Source organism: Priestia sp. FSL P4-0332, from assembly GCF_038005845.1.
Lineage (GTDB): Bacteria > Bacillota > Bacilli > Bacillales > Bacillaceae_H > Priestia.
Window position 1 is genome coordinate 1,341,677 of the sequence record NZ_JBBOUA010000001.1, and the last position, 20,399, is coordinate 1,362,075.

At 38.1% G+C, this 20,399-nt stretch carries 21 protein-coding genes; 13 read left to right on the plus strand and 8 right to left on the minus strand.

The window, feature by feature from the left end; all coding sequences use genetic code 11:
- Nucleotides 1–20 precede the first annotated feature (20 nt).
- The gene (locus MKY06_RS06810) at nt 21–146 is read left to right on the plus strand and encodes a GapA-binding peptide SR1P (protein ID WP_013056059.1); all 126 of its coding nucleotides are present in this window, start codon (nt 21–23) and stop codon (nt 144–146) included.
- A 37-nt stretch (nt 147–183) separates the two neighbouring features.
- Here MKY06_RS06810 and MKY06_RS06815 read toward each other — a convergent pair whose 3' ends face one another.
- Complete coding sequence (locus MKY06_RS06815) at nt 184–1,659, minus strand: aminotransferase class I/II-fold pyridoxal phosphate-dependent enzyme (RefSeq protein WP_013056060.1); 1,476 nt, start codon at nt 1,657–1,659, stop codon at nt 184–186.
- A 530-nt stretch (nt 1,660–2,189) separates the two neighbouring features.
- On the opposite strand from MKY06_RS06815, the gene MKY06_RS06820 reads away from it, so the two are divergent.
- Nucleotides 2,190–2,459, plus strand: coding sequence for a UPF0223 family protein (locus MKY06_RS06820; RefSeq protein ID WP_013056061.1), 270 nt, complete (start codon nt 2,190–2,192; stop codon nt 2,457–2,459).
- Nucleotides 2,460–2,508: 49 nt separating this feature from the next.
- Here the strand turns inward: MKY06_RS06820 and MKY06_RS06825 are convergent, their stop codons facing one another.
- Nucleotides 2,509–3,144: a YktB family protein gene (locus MKY06_RS06825; protein ID WP_013056062.1), complete on the minus strand. Its 636-nt coding sequence runs from the start codon at nt 3,142–3,144 to the stop codon at nt 2,509–2,511.
- A gap of 267 nt (nt 3,145–3,411) precedes the next feature.
- Between MKY06_RS06825 and MKY06_RS06830 the strand changes: the two genes are divergently transcribed.
- Together MKY06_RS06830 and MKY06_RS06835 are read left to right on the plus strand one after the other, a co-directional pair.
- Nucleotides 3,412–3,597 carry a hypothetical protein gene (locus MKY06_RS06830; RefSeq protein WP_013056063.1) on the plus strand — a complete coding sequence of 62 codons (186 nt, stop codon included), beginning with the start codon at nt 3,412–3,414 and terminating at the stop codon, nt 3,595–3,597.
- Nucleotides 3,598–3,792: 195 nt separating this feature from the next.
- Nucleotides 3,793–4,599 carry an inositol monophosphatase family protein gene (locus MKY06_RS06835; protein WP_013056064.1) on the plus strand — a complete coding sequence of 269 codons (807 nt, stop codon included), beginning with the start codon at nt 3,793–3,795 and terminating at the stop codon, nt 4,597–4,599.
- A 108-nt stretch (nt 4,600–4,707) separates the two neighbouring features.
- On the opposite strand, the gene MKY06_RS06840 is transcribed toward MKY06_RS06835, so the two are convergent.
- Nucleotides 4,708–4,893: a YlaF family protein gene (locus MKY06_RS06840; protein ID WP_016763441.1), complete on the minus strand. Its 186-nt coding sequence runs from the start codon at nt 4,891–4,893 to the stop codon at nt 4,708–4,710.
- Between the two features lie 113 nt (nt 4,894–5,006).
- Here MKY06_RS06840 and typA point away from each other — a divergent pair, with 113 nt between their 5' ends.
- Together typA and MKY06_RS06850 are read left to right on the plus strand one after the other, a co-directional pair.
- Complete coding sequence (gene typA, locus MKY06_RS06845; protein ID WP_013056066.1) at nt 5,007–6,845, plus strand: translational GTPase TypA; 1,839 nt, start codon at nt 5,007–5,009, stop codon at nt 6,843–6,845.
- A 159-nt stretch (nt 6,846–7,004) separates the two neighbouring features.
- On the plus strand, nt 7,005–7,322 hold the full coding sequence (locus MKY06_RS06850; protein WP_013056067.1) for a YlaH-like family protein: 318 nt from the start codon (nt 7,005–7,007) through the stop codon (nt 7,320–7,322).
- 26 nt (nt 7,323–7,348) lie between these two features.
- On the opposite strand, the gene MKY06_RS06855 is transcribed toward MKY06_RS06850, so the two are convergent.
- Nucleotides 7,349–7,783 carry a hypothetical protein gene (locus tag MKY06_RS06855; RefSeq protein ID WP_013056068.1) on the minus strand — a complete coding sequence of 145 codons (435 nt, stop codon included), beginning with the start codon at nt 7,781–7,783 and terminating at the stop codon, nt 7,349–7,351.
- Between the two features lies 1 nt (nt 7,784).
- On the minus strand, nt 7,785–7,985 hold the full coding sequence (locus MKY06_RS06860) for a YlaI family protein (protein ID WP_013056069.1): 201 nt from the start codon (nt 7,983–7,985) through the stop codon (nt 7,785–7,787).
- A 185-nt stretch (nt 7,986–8,170) separates the two neighbouring features.
- On the opposite strand from MKY06_RS06860, the gene MKY06_RS06865 reads away from it, so the two are divergent.
- Nucleotides 8,171–8,626 carry a pyridoxamine 5'-phosphate oxidase family protein gene (locus MKY06_RS06865; RefSeq protein ID WP_098278384.1) on the plus strand — a complete coding sequence of 152 codons (456 nt, stop codon included), beginning with the start codon at nt 8,171–8,173 and terminating at the stop codon, nt 8,624–8,626.
- A 26-nt stretch (nt 8,627–8,652) separates the two neighbouring features.
- Here MKY06_RS06865 and MKY06_RS06870 read toward each other — a convergent pair whose 3' ends face one another.
- Nucleotides 8,653–9,252, minus strand: coding sequence for a YhcN/YlaJ family sporulation lipoprotein (locus MKY06_RS06870; RefSeq protein ID WP_013056071.1), 600 nt, complete (start codon nt 9,250–9,252; stop codon nt 8,653–8,655).
- 216 nt (nt 9,253–9,468) lie between these two features.
- Between MKY06_RS06870 and MKY06_RS06875 the strand changes: the two genes are divergently transcribed.
- On the plus strand, nt 9,469–10,797 hold the full coding sequence (locus MKY06_RS06875) for a PhoH family protein (RefSeq protein WP_098278385.1): 1,329 nt from the start codon (nt 9,469–9,471) through the stop codon (nt 10,795–10,797).
- A gap of 37 nt (nt 10,798–10,834) precedes the next feature.
- Here MKY06_RS06875 and MKY06_RS06880 read toward each other — a convergent pair whose 3' ends face one another.
- On the minus strand, nt 10,835–11,335 hold the full coding sequence (locus MKY06_RS06880) for a hypothetical protein (protein WP_078081611.1): 501 nt from the start codon (nt 11,333–11,335) through the stop codon (nt 10,835–10,837).
- 281 nt (nt 11,336–11,616) lie between these two features.
- Here MKY06_RS06880 and MKY06_RS06885 point away from each other — a divergent pair, with 281 nt between their 5' ends.
- The 3 genes from MKY06_RS06885 to pyc all read left to right on the plus strand — a co-directional run bounded on the left by MKY06_RS06885 (nt 11,617) and on the right by pyc (nt 16,800).
- Nucleotides 11,617–11,883, plus strand: coding sequence for a YlaN family protein (locus MKY06_RS06885; RefSeq protein ID WP_370506486.1), 267 nt, complete (start codon nt 11,617–11,619; stop codon nt 11,881–11,883).
- 143 nt (nt 11,884–12,026) lie between these two features.
- A complete protein-coding gene (locus tag MKY06_RS06890) occupies nt 12,027–13,217 on the plus strand; it encodes an FtsW/RodA/SpoVE family cell cycle protein (protein ID WP_029325117.1) in 1,191 nt (396 codons plus the stop codon).
- Between the two features lie 133 nt (nt 13,218–13,350).
- The gene (pyc, locus tag MKY06_RS06895) at nt 13,351–16,800 is read left to right on the plus strand and encodes a pyruvate carboxylase (RefSeq protein ID WP_013056076.1); all 3,450 of its coding nucleotides are present in this window, start codon (nt 13,351–13,353) and stop codon (nt 16,798–16,800) included.
- A 39-nt stretch (nt 16,801–16,839) separates the two neighbouring features.
- On the opposite strand, the gene MKY06_RS06900 is transcribed toward pyc, so the two are convergent.
- The gene (locus tag MKY06_RS06900) at nt 16,840–17,742 is read right to left on the minus strand and encodes a COX15/CtaA family protein (RefSeq protein WP_013056077.1); all 903 of its coding nucleotides are present in this window, start codon (nt 17,740–17,742) and stop codon (nt 16,840–16,842) included.
- 504 nt (nt 17,743–18,246) lie between these two features.
- On the opposite strand from MKY06_RS06900, the gene cyoE reads away from it, so the two are divergent.
- Together cyoE and coxB are read left to right on the plus strand one after the other, a co-directional pair.
- The gene (gene cyoE, locus MKY06_RS06905) at nt 18,247–19,185 is read left to right on the plus strand and encodes a heme o synthase (protein WP_057274571.1); all 939 of its coding nucleotides are present in this window, start codon (nt 18,247–18,249) and stop codon (nt 19,183–19,185) included.
- Nucleotides 19,186–19,322: 137 nt separating this feature from the next.
- Entirely contained in the window at nt 19,323–20,378 is a 1,056-nt protein-coding gene (gene coxB, locus MKY06_RS06910; protein ID WP_013056079.1) for a cytochrome c oxidase subunit II, read from the plus strand.
- The last annotated feature ends 21 nt before the right edge of the window (nt 20,379–20,399 follow it).

The following is a 20,399-nucleotide window of genomic DNA, read 5'->3' on the forward strand; positions in this document are numbered from 1 at the left end:
GTTAAAGGGGAGTTTACAAAATGGGAACAATCGTATGTCAAACATGTAACTGCACAATTGATCATTTCGAAGATGAGAAAGTGACGCGATTATACTCAACATGTAAAAGCGGAGAATGTCAAAAAGCAGATGAAGATTTAGATTAATTCAATAAAAAAAGGTGCGGAAATTCGCACCTTTTTTTTATTGAATTGCTTTATGTTCTTTAATGACACGAAATGTTTTTAATTCAAAATCTTCCGGACCCTGCACTGGTAAACCTGCCTCTAAGTTTGTTTCAATGTAGGTTAAATTTTCCTCAGTGATGATTTCCCCAGGAATAAAAATAGGAATACCAGGAGGATAGACCATCACAAATTCCGCAATAATACGACCTGCCGACTCATGAAAAGGTACCACTTCTGTTTCAGCGTAAAAAGCATCGCGAGGTGTTAAAGCCAATACAGGAATATCAGGCAATAAAATAGCCGGTTTTGCCGTTGTTTCAGAAAGATTATGGAATTTTGCAGATAATTCACGCAGAGCTGTGACCAGACGTAACAGATCTTCTTCTGTATCTCCAGGCGTGATAATACATAGAATATTATAAAGGTCAGACATTTCAACTTCGATATTATGAGCTTCACGCATCCATTTTTCTACGTCATAGCCCGTAATTCCTAAATCTGAAACAGAAATAATTAATTTAGTAGGGTCTAAATCATACGTAGCTTTTGTCCCTAAAATTTCTCTGCCTATACATCGGATATGCTCAATTGTATTAATTTCTTTTCGTGCTTTTTCAGCAAGAGAAATTGCACGTTCAGCCAGCTCTTTTCCTTCTGTAGCTAAACGTTTTCGTGCAACATCTAAAGAAGCCAGCAGCAGATAAGATGTTGATGTTGTTGTGAGCATGCTTAAAATAGACTGTACACGTTTTGGAGAAATTAAGCCTTCGCGTATGTTTAGAATTGAACTTTGCGTCATAGAGCCCCCTAATTTATGCACGCTTGTTGCTGCCATATCTGCACCGGCCTGCATAGCAGACAGAGGCAAATCATCATGGAAGTGAATATGAACGCCGTGAGCTTCATCAACAAGTACAGGCACTTGATACGAGTGGGCAATTTCTACGATTTTACGAAGGTCTCCAGAAATTCCAAAATAAGTTGGATTGATAACAAGCACTGCTTTTGCTTCAGGGTGCTGCTTTAAGGCTTTTTCTACAGAGTCCGATGTAATACCGTGAGAAATGCCAAGATTTTCGTCAATTTCAGGGTGAATAAAAATAGGCGTAGCTCCTGAAAAAACAATCGCACTCATAACAGATTTATGCACGTTTCTAGGAACGATAATTTTATCTCCAGGACCACATGTCGCCATGACCATTGCCATAATTGCTCCGCTCGTTCCTTGAACAGAGAAAAAAGTATGGTCAGCACCAAATGCTTCTGCAGCTAAATCCTGCGCTTGTTTGATAATGCCTTTTGGCTGGTGAAGGTCATCAAGAGGACCGATATTAATTAAATCAATGGATAAAGCATCATCGCCAATAAATGAGCGGAATTCAGGATCCATTCCATTTCCTTTTTTATGTCCAGGGATATGGAATTGTGTTGGGTTTTTCTTAGCGTGATTAACCAATCCAGTAAATAATGGAGTTGAAAATTGAGAAGACAACTTTGCTATACACCTCTTTTATCATAAATTGTCAGTCCCTCTAAGCAAAGCTTAGAGGGACTTTGATTGTTTTTTATCAAATTACAGCATTCAATTTTATATACCAAAAACTAGTGGCTGTTGAATTCTACATATTAAAATATCAGATCTTTTTTCTATAAAAGAAATTCAACAGAAATTCTACTCGGCAGTTTTCTTGATTTTAACCATTATATAAATGAATGAAACGTGTATGTTTACTACTGTTTGATAATATAAATACAATTTTTAGTTAAAAAAATACAAGTAATTGTAAACTGTTTATTACTTATTATTTTATAGTTCTTTATGTTTTGAAAATCCCCATAAAACAAAAGAATTATAGCACTTATTAACCCATTTGCAAAGATATTTTAAAGAGAAAATAAAAAGAAAAAAAAGGAGAAATTCTTTTGTGTGAAAAGAGAATAAATTTTGTGTACATTATAGATTGTGATAGAGTTAAGAATATAGATATACATAGATTGAAGAAATAAATGGAGTGATGAGAAGTGGAATATCAATACCCTATCTCCCTTGATTGGAGTACAGAAGAAATTATTGATGTAGTGAAGTTTTTTGAAAGCATTGAACGAGCTTATGAAAAAGGTATTGAGCGTGATCACCTAATGGCAGTCTATCGCCGATTTAAAGAAATTGTGCCAAGTAAAGCAGAAGAAAAAACAATCTGTAACGATTTTGAAGATCAAAGCAAATATTCTTCTTATCGAACGATTCAAAAAGCAAAGGCTGCTTCTTCTGGAGACATCATAAAAATGTAAAAAATGGAGCCAAGCTTGGCTCCATTTTTTTTATATCAATTCGTTAAAATTATGCATATGCTTTTTTAGTTAGTTCATATAATGGAGTTACCGTATGAAATGTTTGTTCAATACGAGCTATCCATTCTTCGCCGTTCATTGCAATCGCTTCTTCTTTTGGAATTGTAATGCCGCATAGGATCTCAGCTTTTTTAACCGTCTCTAGACGTTCAAACAAACTCTCTAAGTCTTCAGAAGATAAGTCGCCCATTTTGTCACTATCAGGTTTTGTATGATCTTTCGACCAAACAAACGAGGCTGGGATATTTTGACGAATCTCCTCAATGTTTTGTTTTAGCAGCTTTCCAAATTGTTCTTTAATAGGTGATTCGTAAATGACGGCGAACCACACAAAGACATGTGTTTCCCAAAGGCCAATTTGAAAATGAGGGAGCTTTTTATACCCGCGTTTACTGTTAGCAAAGGCTACCCACGTATCTGCTGGCGGGTTAACTGTTCTTCGTGCATGTTTGGCAATGTGTACGAACATTTCATCTCCACAAAGTGAAGAAAGAGTAGGAGCAAAATGATTGCTCAATTGTTCGAATTTTGGGCGTATCGTTGTCTTGATGGCTTCCATACGTGCATCAAGTCCCTCGATACGGAATACGTTAAAGTCATCTTGTGAAAATCCTGAGAATGCCATGTGAAACCTCCGTTTTTTAGTGAATATGTATAGCTGCTGTGCATCTATGCAAGTAAGTATGATTTACGCGAAGATTCTACCACATGAAAAGCATAAACACCAATTAATTCGCATATGCTTGTCAAAACGTGTCTATCATTTTTTTATAGGTAATCACACAATTTAGTTACATGAGATTAGGTTTCGACATAGACTATATCAATCAAAATATCTGAAAATTTAGTTTTCTATAAGCGGGTTCAATAATTTGAGAGGGGTGTTTGAAACATGAAACAAGTGGTGAATATGTATAAGAAGAATGATGGACAAAAAAGATTAGGTGTAATTCGTTTGGAGTTAGATTACGAGTTAGCAACGTTATATGAAGCCATGATGGAGAATAATGAGGAACAAAAACAAAAATGTAAGCGAAAGCTCGAGAAACTTCGTGAAGAAATGATATCTCTTCAGTAGCAGATACGGGAATAAAATAGAACAAATAAGGGTAAACTGTAAAAAAGGATTAAACTGAATGAGCAGATTCATAAGTGGTAACAGAGCACGTGGGAGAAGAAGCGGCAGTTCTTCTCCCACGTGCTCTGTTAATTGACATCTTGCAGAGGTTTTTTTAAGCTTAAATAAGAGACGTATTTTTGAGGGGGAATTGAGATGACGCAACGCTGGAAAGAAATTGATACATACGTTAAAGAGTGGCTAAAAGAAGCTGGACAAAAAATTCAACAGTCGTTTAGTAAAGAACTTCTCATTCAAACGAAATCTAATCCAAATGATTTAGTAACAAATATGGATAAAGAAATTGAACAGTTTTTTATCTCAAAAATCAATGAAACCTTTCCGGAACATCATATTCTCGGAGAAGAAGGATATGGAGAAGAGCTTGAATCAGACGAAGGAACGATTTGGATTATCGATCCAATCGACGGTACGATGAACTTTGTTCATCAGCAGCGAAATTTTGCTATTTCCATCGGTATATTTGAAGATGGTGTAGGACAAGCAGGTTATATTTACGATGTTATTCATAATGAGCTGTATCATGCTTTAAAAGGACAGGGCGCGTTTATGAATAACATCCAATTGCCGAAACTTGAACCTGTACCAGTTGAACAAGCTATTATTAGCCTAAATGCAACATGGGTGACGGAGAACCGCCGTATTGATCCTTCCGTATTAAGTCCGCTTGTGCGTAAAGTAAGAGGGACCCGTTCATATGGATCCGCAGCTATTGAGCTTGCTTACGTAGCGGCTGGACGCTTGGATGGATACATTACTTTACGCTTGGCTCCATGGGACTTTGCTGCCGGTAAAGTATTGATTGAAGAAGTTGGAGGAGTTATGACGGATTTAGAAGGAAAGCCGTTAGAGATTCTTGAAAAAAGCAGTGTATTTGTAAGCAAACCAACATTACATGACGAAATCTTTCGTACGTACCTTGAAGGAAAGTGGAATAAATAAAATAGAAGTGAAGACTTACGTGTAGTCAAAGAATTTTGTGATGAAAAAACGTCATGAACCATTTTGATGTTGCAAATGGCCATGACGCTTTCAATCATCGCAAAAAAATTACAGCTGCCCTTTTTCTCGCATTTTTTTCTTAGTCGTAAAGCCAAGGCCCATTACAACAATTAAAGCTGCGATAGCTAAAATGACCCCGAGAGCGCTTCCTTCTCCGATAAATATGCCGATTGACATAATTGCCGCAGTTGCGATAAATGCATATAAAACAAATACCCACTTAATGTTTCTCATGTTGATTCCTCCCATTTATAACGGATATTTATAGTGTACAACAAAATCATTCTGCAATTCTAGAGTTAGTGTGATATAATAGCTTAGTTATTACAAGCATAGGAGTGAAATGCGTGAACATTCGTAAAGATTTACGTAATATTGCCATTATTGCCCATGTAGACCATGGGAAAACAACGTTAGTAGATAAATTATTACATCAGTCCGGAACATTCCGTACTAATGAGCATGTTGAAGAACGTGCGATGGATTCAAATGACCTTGAGCGTGAGCGTGGAATTACAATTTTAGCGAAAAACACAGCTATTAATTATAAAGATACGCGTATCAACATTATGGATACGCCAGGACATGCTGACTTCGGTGGAGAAGTTGAGCGTATTATGAAAATGGTAGACGGTGTTCTACTTGTAGTAGATGCATATGAAGGATGTATGCCTCAAACTCGCTTTGTATTGAAAAAAGCATTAGAGCAAAACTTAACGCCGATTGTTGTTGTTAACAAAATTGACCGTGACTTTGCTCGTCCAACTGAAGTAGTTGATGAAGTAATTGACTTATTTATTGAACTAGGTGCAAGCGAGGAACAAATTGAGTTCCCTGTTGTTTATGCTTCAGCAATCAACGGAACGGCTAGCACGAACCCTGAAAAGCAAGATGAGAACATGTCATCTCTATTTGACTCAATCATCGAGCACATTCCAGCACCAGTAGACAACAGCGACGAACCACTTCAATTCCAAGTGGCAATGCTTGACTACAATGACTATCTTGGTCGTATCGGTGTAGGTCGCGTATTCCGCGGAACAATGAAAGTAGGCCAGCAAGTTGCATTAATGAAGCTTGACGGTACGGTAAAACAATTCCGTGTAACAAAATTATTCGGTTTCCTAGGCTTAAAGCGTGTTGAAATCGAAGAAGCAAAAGCAGGAGACCTGATCGCTGTATCAGGAATGGAAGACATCAACGTAGGTGAAACCGTATGTCCGTTTGACCACCAAGATGCACTGCCAATTTTACGTATTGATGAACCTACTTTACAAATGACGTTCTTAGTAAACAATTCACCGTTTGCTGGTCGTGAAGGTAAATTTGTTACATCTCGTAAAATTGAAGAGCGCTTAATGTCTGAACTTGAGACGGATGTAAGTTTACGCGTGGAAAATACTGATTCACCGGATGTATGGGTTGTTTCAGGACGTGGAGAACTTCATTTATCTATTTTAATTGAAAATATGCGTCGTGAAGGATATGAGATTCAAGTATCAAAACCTGAAGTAATCGTTCGTGAAATTGATGGCGTTCGCTGTGAGCCAGTTGAGCGTGTGCAAATCGACGTGCCTGAAGAACATACGGGTTCTATTATGGAATCAATGGGTGCTCGTAAAGGTGAAATGGTTGATATGATTAACAACGGCAGCGGTCAAGTTCGTCTGATCTTTATGGTTCCTGCACGTGGTTTAATCGGTTATACAACTGAGTTCTTATCGTTAACTCGTGGATTCGGTATCATTAACCATTCATTTGATAGCTACCAGCCAATGCAGCAAGGTCAAGTTGGAGGTCGCCGTCAAGGTGTGCTTGTTTCTATGGAAAGCGGTAAATCATCTACTTATGGAATCCAAGGCGTAGAAGACCGCGGCACAATTTTCGTTGAGCCAGGTACAGAAGTATACGAAGGTATGATCGTAGGAGAACACACTCGTGAAAATGATATCGTTGTTAACATCTGTAAAATGAAGCAAATGACGAATATGCGTTCTGCTAATAAAGATCAAACAACAGGTATGAAAAAACCTCGTATTATGTCTTTAGAGCAATCACTTGAATATTTAAACGAAGATGAATATTGTGAAATCACACCAGAATCTATTCGTCTACGTAAAAAAATTCTTGATAAAAATGAACGTGAAAAAGCAGCGAAAAAGAAAAAGTACGCTGACACGAAATAATAAAAAAAGTAAGTCGTTAGCTCTATCTGCTAGCGGCTTGTTTTTTATCTATTATATCAGAATTTTCTATTTTTGAAAGCGTTTTATAAATAAGGAATTTGGAAAGGAAAAAGGTGGCTTATATCGAATAATGTAAAGTAAGGAATAGGGGGAAGAAGTATGGATGTAAAAGAACACCTTTCATTTTTTGCTGCTCTGTATCAAGTAGATGAACATGCAAAAATAGGAATGTGGCTGTTATACTTTACCATTTTAGGGCTATCTGTTCTCGTGTACAAACTCGGGTTTGCAAAGAAGCTGCCGCTTTTAAAATCTGTGGTTATTTATCTATTTTTAGCTTTTGGATGTACGATCTTAACGTTTTTAGGCATTTTTTTACCTGTAGCTGAAGGGCTTGTGGTTGCAGCGCTTGTATTAATTATTTATAAAATACGGCTGTATCAGGCTAAAAAGCAAAACTCCACGTTGGGTTCATAAAAGACTACATAAAAAGACGCTTGTAGCTACAAGCGTCTTTTTAGTATGATATAGCCGAAGACAAGAGCGGCTGCGAAAATTAAATGGCCAGCTGTCCAATAAAAAATCGCTACTGCGTCATCCACCGCAGGCGTAGGCTTAAGCGCAAGCAGCGTCAACGGAAAATACAAAGGAATGGTTGGAAGTGTTAATAAAAAGGAACACAATACGATTTTTCGAATAGACATATTATTTAATTTACCTACTATGTAAACAAAAACGATCCCAATTGCAACGGCAATGAGTAAATGAAAAACAAACTCTACCCATTCAGGCCATTGAATAGGGCCAATGATAGGAATAAAATCAACATTTAATAAAAGGGTATAAACTTGTTTGCCGGTTAGCCATTCTATCCATTTTAAACATAACCCAAGGATAATCCCGCTTAACATGCCAATACTTATTCCTAATCGGAGCACCTTACCAATCCTCCTCTGTCTTTTTCGACTCATATAGTTTAAAGTTACCAGTAGCTATGCGTTCTTTTGTTCGTTTTTCAATCCGTTCAGAACATTCATTGCACATATATGTATGGATAGGACGGTTGCGCAGTCGTTTTGCCACAAGCGTTTCATCCTCAATTGTTTCAATTTTATCGCACATGACACATTGTACTCTCATTTCTATCACCTCAACTTCTCTATACATCATTCTAGCCGAAAATTCTTGTTTTATAAAGTTTTTTTGCGGTGCTATCTCTCAGTAGAAAAGGAACGATAGGAAAACATTCCTAAAGAAGCAGGTAATTTTGCTTGTTAGCTCGAAGATAGTAACTAGTAAGTACATAAACAGTAGGAGGGATGAAAATGGCCAACGAAGTCGAGACTCAATTAGTAGATGCATTATACGATGAGCTACAGACAGAGAGATTTGCAACCATTTCAACTATTGATTTTGAAACAAACGGTCCAAATGTTAGTGCCATTTCGTGGTTAGTAGCTCCGACTAAACAAAAAATTCGATTTGCCGTAGATGTCAAATCGAGGATTGTAGAAAACATTAAACATACGAATAAAGCAGTGGTAAATATTCTTGCTAATGAATCATGCTACTCAATCAGCGGAATAGCTAAGGTAGCGCAAGAAAAGTTAGAAGGAGTAGCTTTAAAGCTGGCGCTAATTGAACTAGATATTAATGAAGTAAGAGATGTCATGTTCTATGGTTCTAAGATTTCAGTAAACCCTTCATATGAAAAGACCTATGATCCAGTAGCAGCTGCTAAACTCGATAAGCAAGTAATTGAAGCGATAAAAAAAGCTTAGCAGCAGCCTGCCGCTAAGCGACTTTCTTATTCATTTTTTTGAAGATGATTATTAGATTGTTTTTCCTGCTCATTCTTTAAATTTTGCTCTTGTTTATTATTTAATTTTTGATTGTTTGTATCTGTTGAGCTAGGATTTCGGCGAATTTCTTCTGCAAATTCAGGCATCACTCGGTTTACAATGGCTGCTAACTCATCTAAAAATCCTGTAACCGGCCGACCTTTGCGAATTTCATTTCCAATTTGTTTTAGCCGAGCGACCGTATCAGGATCTGCAATAACAACAGAATTAGCGCCGTACGGATCAGCTTTCAGACCTTCGGCAACTGTATATTTGATTGAACTTACCTCTGAACGATCAATATCTTTGCCGACGTCAATGCCTACGATTGCATACTTACCAAGCACAATGGCAGTAGCATCATTTACATTCGGAACGCTTGAAGCCAGTTCAACTAAATGAGCTGATATTTCATTAGCAGTACGCTTGTGAGAGCGTTCAGGAGATGAATTTTTGACCTGTACAATTCGATCTGTTTTTTGTCCTTCTTCAACGTCTGCTTGGTTATTGTTACAGCCGGTTAGTGTAATAAAACATAAGCTAATGGATAGAAAAAATTTGTTCATGTGGGAGACTCCTCCTTATGAATGACTCATTTTTTGTAGTAATTTGTATTTAGTTTCTAATAGTTCTTCTATCTTTATACACGTGTTCATATATTTAAAGAAAATGGTCCGTCCATTTAAGGTCACTTCACACATGTGCGTTACATAGTATATAAATGGATGGGTGCCTTGTTTCACTCCTTACAGGAAAAACAATCGGAGTAGGAGGCTGAATTATTGGGAAAAATTTATGTATTAGATACGAATGTTTTATTACAAGATCCGCATTCAATTTTTTCATTTGATGATAACGAAGTAGTGATTCCGGCCGTTGTGCTAGAAGAAGTTGATTCGAAAAAAAGAAATATGGATGAAGTCGGACGAAATGCAAGGCAGGTATCCAAACTCATTGATAACTTGAGACAACATGGAAAGTTATATGAGAAAATCCCTTTAGAAAATGGGGGCCATTTGCGAATTGAACTCAATCATCGCTCTTTTCAACAGCTTCAAGAAATCTTTGTGGAAAAAACAAATGATAATCGAATTTTAGCGGTTGCTAAAAATCTATCTCTTGAAGAGGAAACAAAAGAAGATGGACGTGAAGTGATACTAGTGAGTAAAGATGTGTTGGTACGTGTGAAGGCTGACGCAATCGGCTTAAGAGCAGAAGATTTTTTAAGTGATAGAGTAGTGGAATTCAATAGTATTTATACAGGCTTTTCGGAAGTCTATATTGCAAAAGAACTGCTGAGTCAATTTTACGAAAAAGGAGAGCTGCTAACGTCTCAAATTGCGAACTACTCCTTTTTTGCAAATCAATTCTTAGTGATGAAAGATGCATTTGGGGGATCCGGATCAGCCATCGGCATTGTCGATCAGACAACAACGAAAGTAAAAAAGCTTTTATTTGAATATGATCATATCTGGGGAATCAAACCTCGAAATGTTCAGCAAATTATGGCTTTAGAACTTCTTCTTAGAGACGACGTTCAACTGGTCACGTTAATTGGAAAGGCAGGTACGGGTAAAACGCTGCTTGCTTTAGCTTCAGGACTTATGCAGACGGAAGATCTAGGATGTTTTAAAAAGCTACTTGTAGCTCGTCCTATTGTTCCTTTAGGGAAAGATATTGGATTCTTGCCAGGAGAAAAGCAGGAGAAGCTTCGTCCATGGATGCAACCAATTTATGATAACCTAGAGTACTTATTCAACACTAAAAAGCCTGGAGAACTGGATGCGATTCTAGCGGGGCTCAGTTCAATAGAAGTGGAAGCCTTGACGTATATAAGAGGCCGAAGCATTCCGGAACAGTTCATTATTATTGATGAAGCGCAAAATTTAACGAAGCATGAAATTAAAACAATTTTAACAAGGGTAGGGGAAAAGAGTAAAATTGTCCTTATGGGAGATCCGGCTCAAATTGATCATCCTTATTTAGATGAGTATAACAACGGATTAACGTACGTAGTTGAAAAGTTTAAAGAGCAAAAAGTATCGGGCCACGTTCGGTTAATCAAAGGAGAGCGCTCCGGGCTAGCACAATTAGCAGCTGATATTCTTTAAAAGAAGCGGGGTTCCTTTTGGAACCCCGCTTCTTTTATTATGTAACGATGATTTCTTCCACATATTTAATAGGGTTATTTCGGTTAGATCCGTCAGGTAAATAGACATATATAGGCCCATCTTCTCTAAGAGGCTTTCCATCTTGGCTGAAACCAAAGATTAGTTTTTGAGCTTCTTCTAATGAAAAAGAAATCAGCGCGTCTTTTGTTTTAAATGAAACGTTGGTAGCTTCTTCAGTAGGTGAAGCGTTTGCTAGAAAAGGTGCAAATAAAATACCAAATGTTCCATTTACTAGCTCCTGTTTTTTGAATTTCTTTTCGGTTTTTAACGTAGGAGGAAAGACGGCTCCCTCTTGAATTTCACGGTCCCAATGCTTCGAAACAGCCTTTGTGTACGCTTCTGTCTCGTCTTTTTTCTCCGGTGGATGTTCAAAGAAAACGTCCATATCGAGCTTGCGGTCATCGAAAATCCACACGCTTGGGTCGAGTGTCAGCGTATATTTTACTTTTCCTTTTAACATAATAATTGAATTCATCATAAATGCCCCCTTGCTAAAAGTATAAGCGCTTTCTACTTATTTGTCACTTTGATGAAAAAATTTAGTTGAGAGTGATTCTCGTATGATATAATGTAAAGGTCAACGAAAGTGCGAAATTTCCTACATCTATGGTAACGGTTTTGAGAAAGTAACAGTATAAAAAAGACGGCCAGCCTCACGGACATGTTTATCCTTGCTTTTTTGGAGCATAGCCTTTAAAATTGAGAGATAGATTAGGTAATCGCTCGCGAACGGAGGGATTGAGTTTGACGCCTGAGACAATGATAGATCATCGTGAAAAAGCGTATGCGTTGTTAAAAGCTGATGCAGATAAGATTTTGCAATTAATTCAAGTTCAAATGGATAACTTAACAATGCCACAATGTCCTCTTTATGAAGAGGTTTTAGATACACAAATGTTTGGTTTATCAAGAGAAATTGATTTTGCAGTTCGTCTTGGTTTAATTGATGAACGTGTTGGAAAAACATTGCTAGACCGCCTCGAGCGTGAACTTTCTGCACTGCATGAAGCGTTTACAAAAAAATAAAAATCACGCGATCGAAACTCAAACTATATACAAACGTAGTTTGAGTTTTTTATTACAGGTGGTTGAAATTTCCTAATTTACTTAAATTTGTACATAAAAGATGAAACGAAACAGAAACACGTCATTTTTAAAGGAAGAGGGTTATGGTAAAAAAAATATTTAGGCATTTTGACTATTCAATTGTAATTCCAGTGCTGCTTCTTTGTGCGGTTGGACTAGTTATGGTTTACAGTTCAAGTATGATTGTAAGTATTACAAGATATCATACGTCAAGTGATTTCTTTTACAACAGACAAAAAATGTGGCTTGCTTTTACGCTTGTATTGTTCATTTTAACAATGCTAACACCTTACAAGCTGTATCCTAAAATACTGCCTTATGCGATTCTGGGCATTTTTGTACTGCTTTTGCTTGTGTTTGTAATGGGGCATACGAGTAACAATGCGCAAAGTTGGCTGCAGCTTGGCGGGGCAAACATGCAGCCGGCTGAGTATGCCAAGCTTGTTGTCATTTTATACTTATCGTATGTTTTGTCTAAAAGGCAAGAGTATATTGACAACATCAAAAAAGCTTTTTTTGGACCTATGGGTCTTGTATTTCTAATATTAGGCTTTGTAGCGATTCAGCCTGACCTTGGAACGGGATCAATTATTTTTGCTATTGCCGTTACCATTATGCTATGTTCGGGAATCTCTAAAAAAACCTTTTTCCGCATGCTAGCACTAGGTATCATTTTACTTACGGTAATTATTACGATTGGTTTTTTTACAGGGCAGTTTACTACCAATCGAATTGGCCGTTTTACCGGTGCATCAGATCCGTTTGCCAATGCTCAAGGAACCGGTTATCAGCTGGTTAATTCATATTTAGCAATAGGTACAGGAGGCTTAAAAGGCCTTGGTTTAGGAGAAAGTGTACAAAAGTATGGTTATCTTCCGGAGCCCCATACCGATTTCATTATGGCTATTATTGCAGAAGAATTAGGGTTCTTTGGAGTTATGCTCGTGCTGGGCCTTTTAGGCTTCTTAATTTTCAGGATTTTAATGTTGGCTAAAAAATCTCAGGATCCGTTTGCTAGCATGATTTGTATTGGAGTAGCCAGTATGATAGGTATTCAGACAGGCATTAACCTTGGAGGGCTTACGGGACTCATTCCGATTACCGGCGTCACGCTTCCGTTTATCAGTTACGGAGGGTCTTCGCTGCTGACGCTGATGGTATCTATGGGAATTATTGTAAATATTTCGTTTTTCGTAAATTATCAAAATAAAAAACAGAAAAATACGGAAAATATTGTGCTACATCCGAACAATACACCAACAACGAGCGATTGATTTTCGTGAAAAAATTGTGTAAAAAAAGCAAAAATTTATTGGGATTTTATCATTTTCCATTGATTTTTGCTTTTCTTTTATCTAATTTTGCTATATATTGAAGTTTATACGAAATTGAGAGGAGATTAGCAACATGAGTTTTGTAACTAAAAAAATCAAAAAAGTATTAGTAGCAAACCGAGGAGAAATTGCAATTCGTGTATTTCGAGCATGTACTGAACTGAATATTCGGACTGTTGCGATTTATTCTAAGGAAGACGCAGGCTCTTATCACCGTTACAAAGCGGATGAAGCCTATTTAGTAGGAGCGGAGAAAAAACCGATTGATGCTTATTTAGATATAGAAGGCATCATCGACATTGCTAAGTCTCATGATGTAGATGCTATTCACCCTGGCTATGGTTTTTTGTCAGAAAATATCCAATTTGCGAAACGTTGCGAAGAAGAAGGCATTATTTTTATTGGCCCAAAATCCAAGCATCTTGATATGTTTGGCGATAAAGTAAAAGCACGTCATCAGGCTATTCAAGCAGATATTCCCGTTATTCCTGGTACGGATGGTCCTATTGATTCAATTGACGAAGCAAAAGAATTTGCTAATCAGCATGGATATCCTCTAATGATCAAAGCGGCTTTAGGCGGAGGCGGTCGAGGCATGCGTATCGTTCGCGATGCAGACAGCCTGAATGAATCTTATGACCGTGCCAAATCAGAAGCAAAAGCGGCTTTTGGTAATGATGAAGTGTATGTCGAGAAATTAGTTGAAAATCCAAAACATATTGAAGTGCAAATTTTAGGTGATGAACAAGGAAATGTTGTGCATCTTTATGAACGCGACTGTTCTGTGCAGCGTCGTCACCAAAAAGTAGTAGAAGTAGCACCAAGTGTTTCTATAGATGAAGGCTTACGTCTCCGCATTTGTGAAGCAGCTGTGCAGCTGATGGAAAAAGTGCAGTACATAAATGCTGGTACAGTAGAATTTTTAGTATCAGGAAACGATTTTTATTTTATTGAAGTAAATCCACGTGTTCAAGTAGAGCACACAATTACTGAAATGATTACAGGTATTGATATCGTTCAATCGCAAATTTTAATTGCAGACGGTTACGCGCTTCACAGCAAGGAAGTGTCCATTCCTGCACAAGATCAAATTCACGTACATGGATATGCGATTCAATCTCGTGTAACGACAGAAGATCCGTTAAACAATTTTATGCCGGATACGGGTAAGATTATGGCTTATCGTTCTGGTGGCGGTTTTGGCGTACGTTTAGATACGGGAAACAGCTTCCAAGGTGCTGTAATTACGCCTTATTATGATTCACTGTTAGTAAAAGTAACAACATGGGCATTAACATTCGATCAAGCCGCATCAAAAATGGTACGGAACTTAAAAGAATTTCGTATTCGTGGAATTAAAACAAATATTCCGTTTCTTGAAAATGTAGTGAAGCATGATAAGTTCTTAACAGGTGCTTATGATACATCATTTATTGACACAACGCCTGAACTTTTTGTTTTCCCGAAGCGAAAAGACCGCGGAACTAAGATGCTTACATACATTGGGAATGTTACGGTAAACGGATTCCCAGGTGTATCGGAAAAGAAAAAGCCGATCTTTACGAAACCGCGCGTTCCTAGTGTGGATATAAGCAAACCAATTCAAAACGGAACAAAGCAGATTTTAGATGAAAAAGGTGCAGAAGGTTTAGTAAATTGGGTGAAAGAACGCAAGGAAGTGCTATTAACGGATACAACCTTCCGTGATGGCCATCAGTCTCTTTTAGCAACGCGTATCCGTACAAACGACTTAAAACAAGTAGCTAACCCAACTGCACGCTTGCTTCCAGATTTATTTTCTATGGAAATGTGGGGGGGAGCAACGTTTGATGTCGCTTATCGATTCTTAAAAGAAGATCCGTGGGATCGCTTGCTTACTTTACGTCAACAAGCGCCAAACGTTCTTTTCCAAATGCTTCTTCGCGCGTCAAATGCGGTTGGATATAAAAACTATCCTGATAATGTAATTAAAGAATTTGTTGAAAAATCAGCTTATGCAGGTATTGATGTTTTCCGTATCTTTGACAGCTTAAACTGGGTGCAAGGAATGACTCTTGCAATTGACTCCGTTCGTCAAACAGGAAAGATTGCAGAAGCAGCGATGTGTTATACAGGTGATATTTTAGATCCGACGCGCCGTAAGTATGATTTGGATTACTACAAGAACTTAGCAAAAGAGCTTGAGCAGTCTGGAGCACATATCCTGGGCATTAAAGATATGGCGGGTCTTTTAAAACCACAGGCAGCTTATGATTTAGTATCGGCTCTAAAAGAAACGGTTGATATTCCAATCCACCTTCATACGCATGATACAAGCGGAAACGGTGTATACACGTATGCAAAAGCAATTGAAGCAGGTGTAGACATTGTAGACGTAGCCGTAAGCTCAATGGCAGGCTTAACGTCTCAGCCAAGTGCTAACTCTCTTTATTACGCATTAGAAGGTGCGGACCGCAGACCAAATCTGGATATTAAAAATCTAGAACAGCTTTCTTACTATTGGGAAGACGTGCGAAAATATTACCAAGACTTCGAAAGCGGCATGAACGCTCCTCATACGGAAGTGTACGAGCATGAAATGCCAGGGGGTCAATATAGCAACTTACAGCAACAAGCAAAAGCAGTTGGTTTAGGAAACCGCTGGGATGAAGTAAAAGATATGTATTCACGCGTGAATTTGTTATTTGGTGATATTGTAAAAGTTACGCCATCATCAAAAGTAGTTGGAGATATGGCATTGTTTATGGTTCAAAACAACTTGACAGAAGAAACGCTGTTTGAGCGCGGTGAAACGCTTGACTTCCCGGATTCAGTTATTGAATTGTTTGAAGGGTATTTAGGGCAGCCTCACGGGGGATTCCCTAAAGAGCTTCAGCGCATCATTCTAAAAGGCAGAAAACCTATTACAGTTCGTCCTGGAGAATTGTTAGAAGATGTGGACTTCGATGCAGTGAAAGAGAAGCTGTTTAAAGACTTAAATCGTCAAGTAACGAGTTTTGATGCCATTGCTTATGCGCTGTATCCAAAAGTATTTATGGATTACCACAAAGCAGTCGAACAATACGGGGACATTTCTGTTCTTGATACACCGACTTTCCTATACGGCATGCGTTTAGGAGAAGAGGTTGAAATTGAGATTGAAAAAGGAAAAACCTTAATTGTCCGCCTTGTATCCATTGGAGAACCGCAGGCAGACGGTACGCGAGCGGTATACTTTGAATTGAACGGTCAGCCTCGTGAAGTCGTGATTAAAGACGAAAGTGTCAAAACAACCGTTACGGCAAAACAAAAAGCCGACCAAGGAAATCCGGCCCACATCGGCGCTTCAATGCCTGGAACCGTTATTCGAGTAGTAGTAGAAAAAGGCGATAAAGTCTCGAAAGGTGATCACTTAATGATCACAGAAGCAATGAAAATGGAAACAACCGTGCAAGCACCATTTGACGGCGTGATTAAACAAGTACACGTGTCGAGTGGAGATGGCATCCAGCCGGGAGATCTGTTAATTGAATTAGAAAGCTAATTAAAAAAGGTACGAGCTCTGAGCTCGTACCTTTTTTGATCAATTATGTGTATGACGCGTTGCAAGTAAGGTTAAGTAGCTTAATACACCGAATAGGAAAGAGATAATTAAAGAATGAGCAAGCGCGAGCTCTAGCTGCAAACGTGTGACAACAACAAGCATACCGGAAACCGCCTGAAAAATAACTAGAATGAGAGCAGTTAACCATCCGTAAAAAATATTTTTTTGATGGCGATAATATTTAACTGCATGGATAAAGGCAGCTAAAATCCATACAAACGTTAAAACAGCAGCGAATCGATGTCCCATTTGAATCCACTGATTCAAATCAACAGGTAGCCAACCGTTTCCGTTTGAACAAAATGGAACGTCTGGACAAGCCAAGCTAGCTTCTTTATGGCGAACAAGCGCGCCCGTGTACACAACAGCATATGTGTACAAGATAACCCCGTAAATGTGTTTTTTCATTTTAGAGCCTAGCTGTATATTAGTTGCGTCGAGCTTTTGATCCACTTCAAAGATAATAAGTGTTAACAGCAGCACAGAAGCAAACGAAATAAGGGAAATACCAAAATGAAGAGCAAGCACTGCATCTGATTGCCCCCACATAACGGCAGCAGCCCCAATTAATGCTTGCAGTACTAGGAAGAAAAAAGAGATAAATGCTAAAGGTCTAACTTCTTTTATATGTCCTAGTGAAATCCATGCCCATACGCATAAAGCGAGCACAAGAAAGCCCGACACGCCAGAAACTAAACGGTGGCTTAGTTCAACAACGGTTTCAAATGTTAAAGGGTCAGGAATGAGCTGTCCATTACACAGAGGCCAAGAATCTCCGCACCCGTCTGCTGAACCAGTTTTCGTGACAAGGGCACCGCCAAGTAGAATAAGTAACATGGCCATGCTCGTTACAACGGATAAAAATTTTAATCCAAGTCGCACAATAATCACCATCCTAAAAGCAAAGTAAGTAATATAACGAGCTAAACAATTTATCCTAATCTTTTTGTATATTAAACATAAATTTCATTTATTCTCCATAAACTTGATTGAATTTGTTATAATGGTAGAAAGTGTAAGGTTTATTCATGAGTTTGACTCTGCAGATATGTAAAAGGTACCGTACAGAAAACTATTTTACTTGCACAAATATCTTTTAACAAGTGACAGGGACATGCATTTAGCTCATGTCAAAAAAAATCCATATTTTTTTCATGAATTCTTCACAAAGTAGCGGCAAAATATGGTTTAATAAACATGAGAAATAGATATTTCTCTACTATTTTATCGTTTACATGTGAAGCTTTTAAGTAGCTTTGGTGAGAGGAATATGACTTCTTTGTGAACAAAGAGGAGATTTTTGTAAAAATATGTTGAAAACGCCTTCATTTATAGACTCTTTATTTACTAGATAAAAGTCTGTGGATGAGTAAAGGAGGACGCGCCATGGAAGATTCAAAAATGGTGGAAGATTCAACGCTTTCTGCATCGCCTAACACAGCTCATGTAAGCGAAAATAGCTCCATTTGGTCAGATTTTTTAGCTACGATTAAAATTGGAATAGTCAATTCAAATTTCATCACCACCTTTACTGGTTTTTGGCTAGCTCTTTTCTTCAACGAACAACACTTCTTAGAAAACCTGGATAAAGCATTTTTTACTTTAATAGGTTCTTCACTTATCATCGCCGGTTCATGCAGTTTGAACAATTACATAGATCGTGACATTGACCCTCTAATGGAACGAACAAAGGGACGACCTACAGTGACAGGAAGTTTTACACCTTTGACGGTCCTTGGGATTGGAATCGGTTTTACGTTAACCGGCTTGCTTATGCTACTAGTTGTTTCTTCCGTAGCCGCTCTCATTGGATTAGCAGGAATACTTACATATGTAGTTCTTTACACCATGTGGTCCAAAAGACTATACACAATTAATACAGTAATCGGAAGTATATCAGGCGCTGTCCCGCCTTTAATTGGATGGGCCGCTATCGATCCCAACTTACATGTAGTGGCTTGGGTGTTATTTTTAATCATGTTTATTTGGCAGCCGCCTCATTTTCTAGCTCTTGCTATGCGAAGATGTGAAGAATACCGGGCAGCGGGAATCCCTATGTTGCCTGTTGTACACGGTTTTGAGCTTACAAAACGACAGATTCTCATTTGGATTGCTTGTTTGTTGCCATTACCTCTTTATTTATACGAATTAGGCACTCCATTTCTAATTTTGGCCACTGTTTTAAACATAGGATGGCTATTTTTAGGATTTGCTCAATACAATAAACAAGAAGACACAAAGTGGGCTAGCATGATGTTTGTCTACTCACTAAACTATTTAACTATTTTATTTGTCTCAATGATTGTCGCAACGCTTTTTGCCTAGATAAAATCTTTCACTGAATGCGACACTGCACAAGGGGGATTTCTTCTACATGTAGAATTCATTATAGAAGGAATAAGTTTTATGCTCAAGAGGGCATAGATGAAATCACGTCAATGAAAGAGAGGTTGGGGAATGGTATGAAAAAATGGCGATTGAACTTTCGTGTTTTGTCGTTATTTACGCTGCTTGCATTCGTGTTATCGGCCTGTGGAAAACCGTTTTTGTCAACACTTAAGCCTGCAGGTGAGGTAGCTGAAGAACAATATTCGCTTATGCTGCTTAGTACAGCCATCATGGTTTTAGTTATTATTGTTGTCACCATTATCTTTATATTTGTTATTCTGCGCTTTCGTCGTCGCAAAGGCGAAGAAAATGTGATTCCAAAGCAAGTAGAGGGAAGCAGAAAGTTAGAAATTATATGGACAGTGATCCCTATCTTGCTGCTGATTATTTTGACTGTTCCAACGGTCATCTCAACATTTAAGCTAGCGGACGTAAAAGGAATGAAGGACAAAGATGCTGTCGTAGTAAATGTGCGCGCTAACTTGTACTGGTGGGAATTTGAGTATCCTAATCAAAAAATTATTACATCGCAAGATCTAGTTGTGCCAACGGATAAAAAGGTCTACTTTAATATTAAAGCTTCTGACGTCAAGCACTCATTCTGGATTCCTTCAGTTGGAGGAAAGCTCGATGCTAACACAGAAAATGATAATAAATTCTGGCTAGTGTTTGATTCTAAAAAATCGAAGGAAGCTAACGGGGTTTTCTACGGAAAATGTGCTGAGCTTTGCGGTCCATCTCATTCTCTTATGGACTTTAAAGTACGGGCTGTATCAAGCGGTGAATTTGATACGTGGGCAAAAGATTTGAAAAAGGCAAAGCCTGATGTAGAAACAGCATCCGCAAAAGCTGGTCAAGAGGTCTTTAATGAAAGCTGTATCGGATGTCATGCTGTTGACGTCAAAGACAATCGTCCAGAGCAAGCTCGTCAAGCACCAAACTTAGCCGGTTTTTCTGAACGTGAGCGTGTAGCTGGGGTGCTTCCTCACAACAAGGAAAATATCAAAAAATGGTTAAAAGACCCTGAAAAAGTTAAGCCGGGTAATAAGATGAGTGGTACATATCCTGACTTAACAGATGAACAAGTGAATGAGCTAGCAGACTATTTAATGAGTTTAAAAGAAAAATAAACGTCCAGTCGTTTTTAAAAG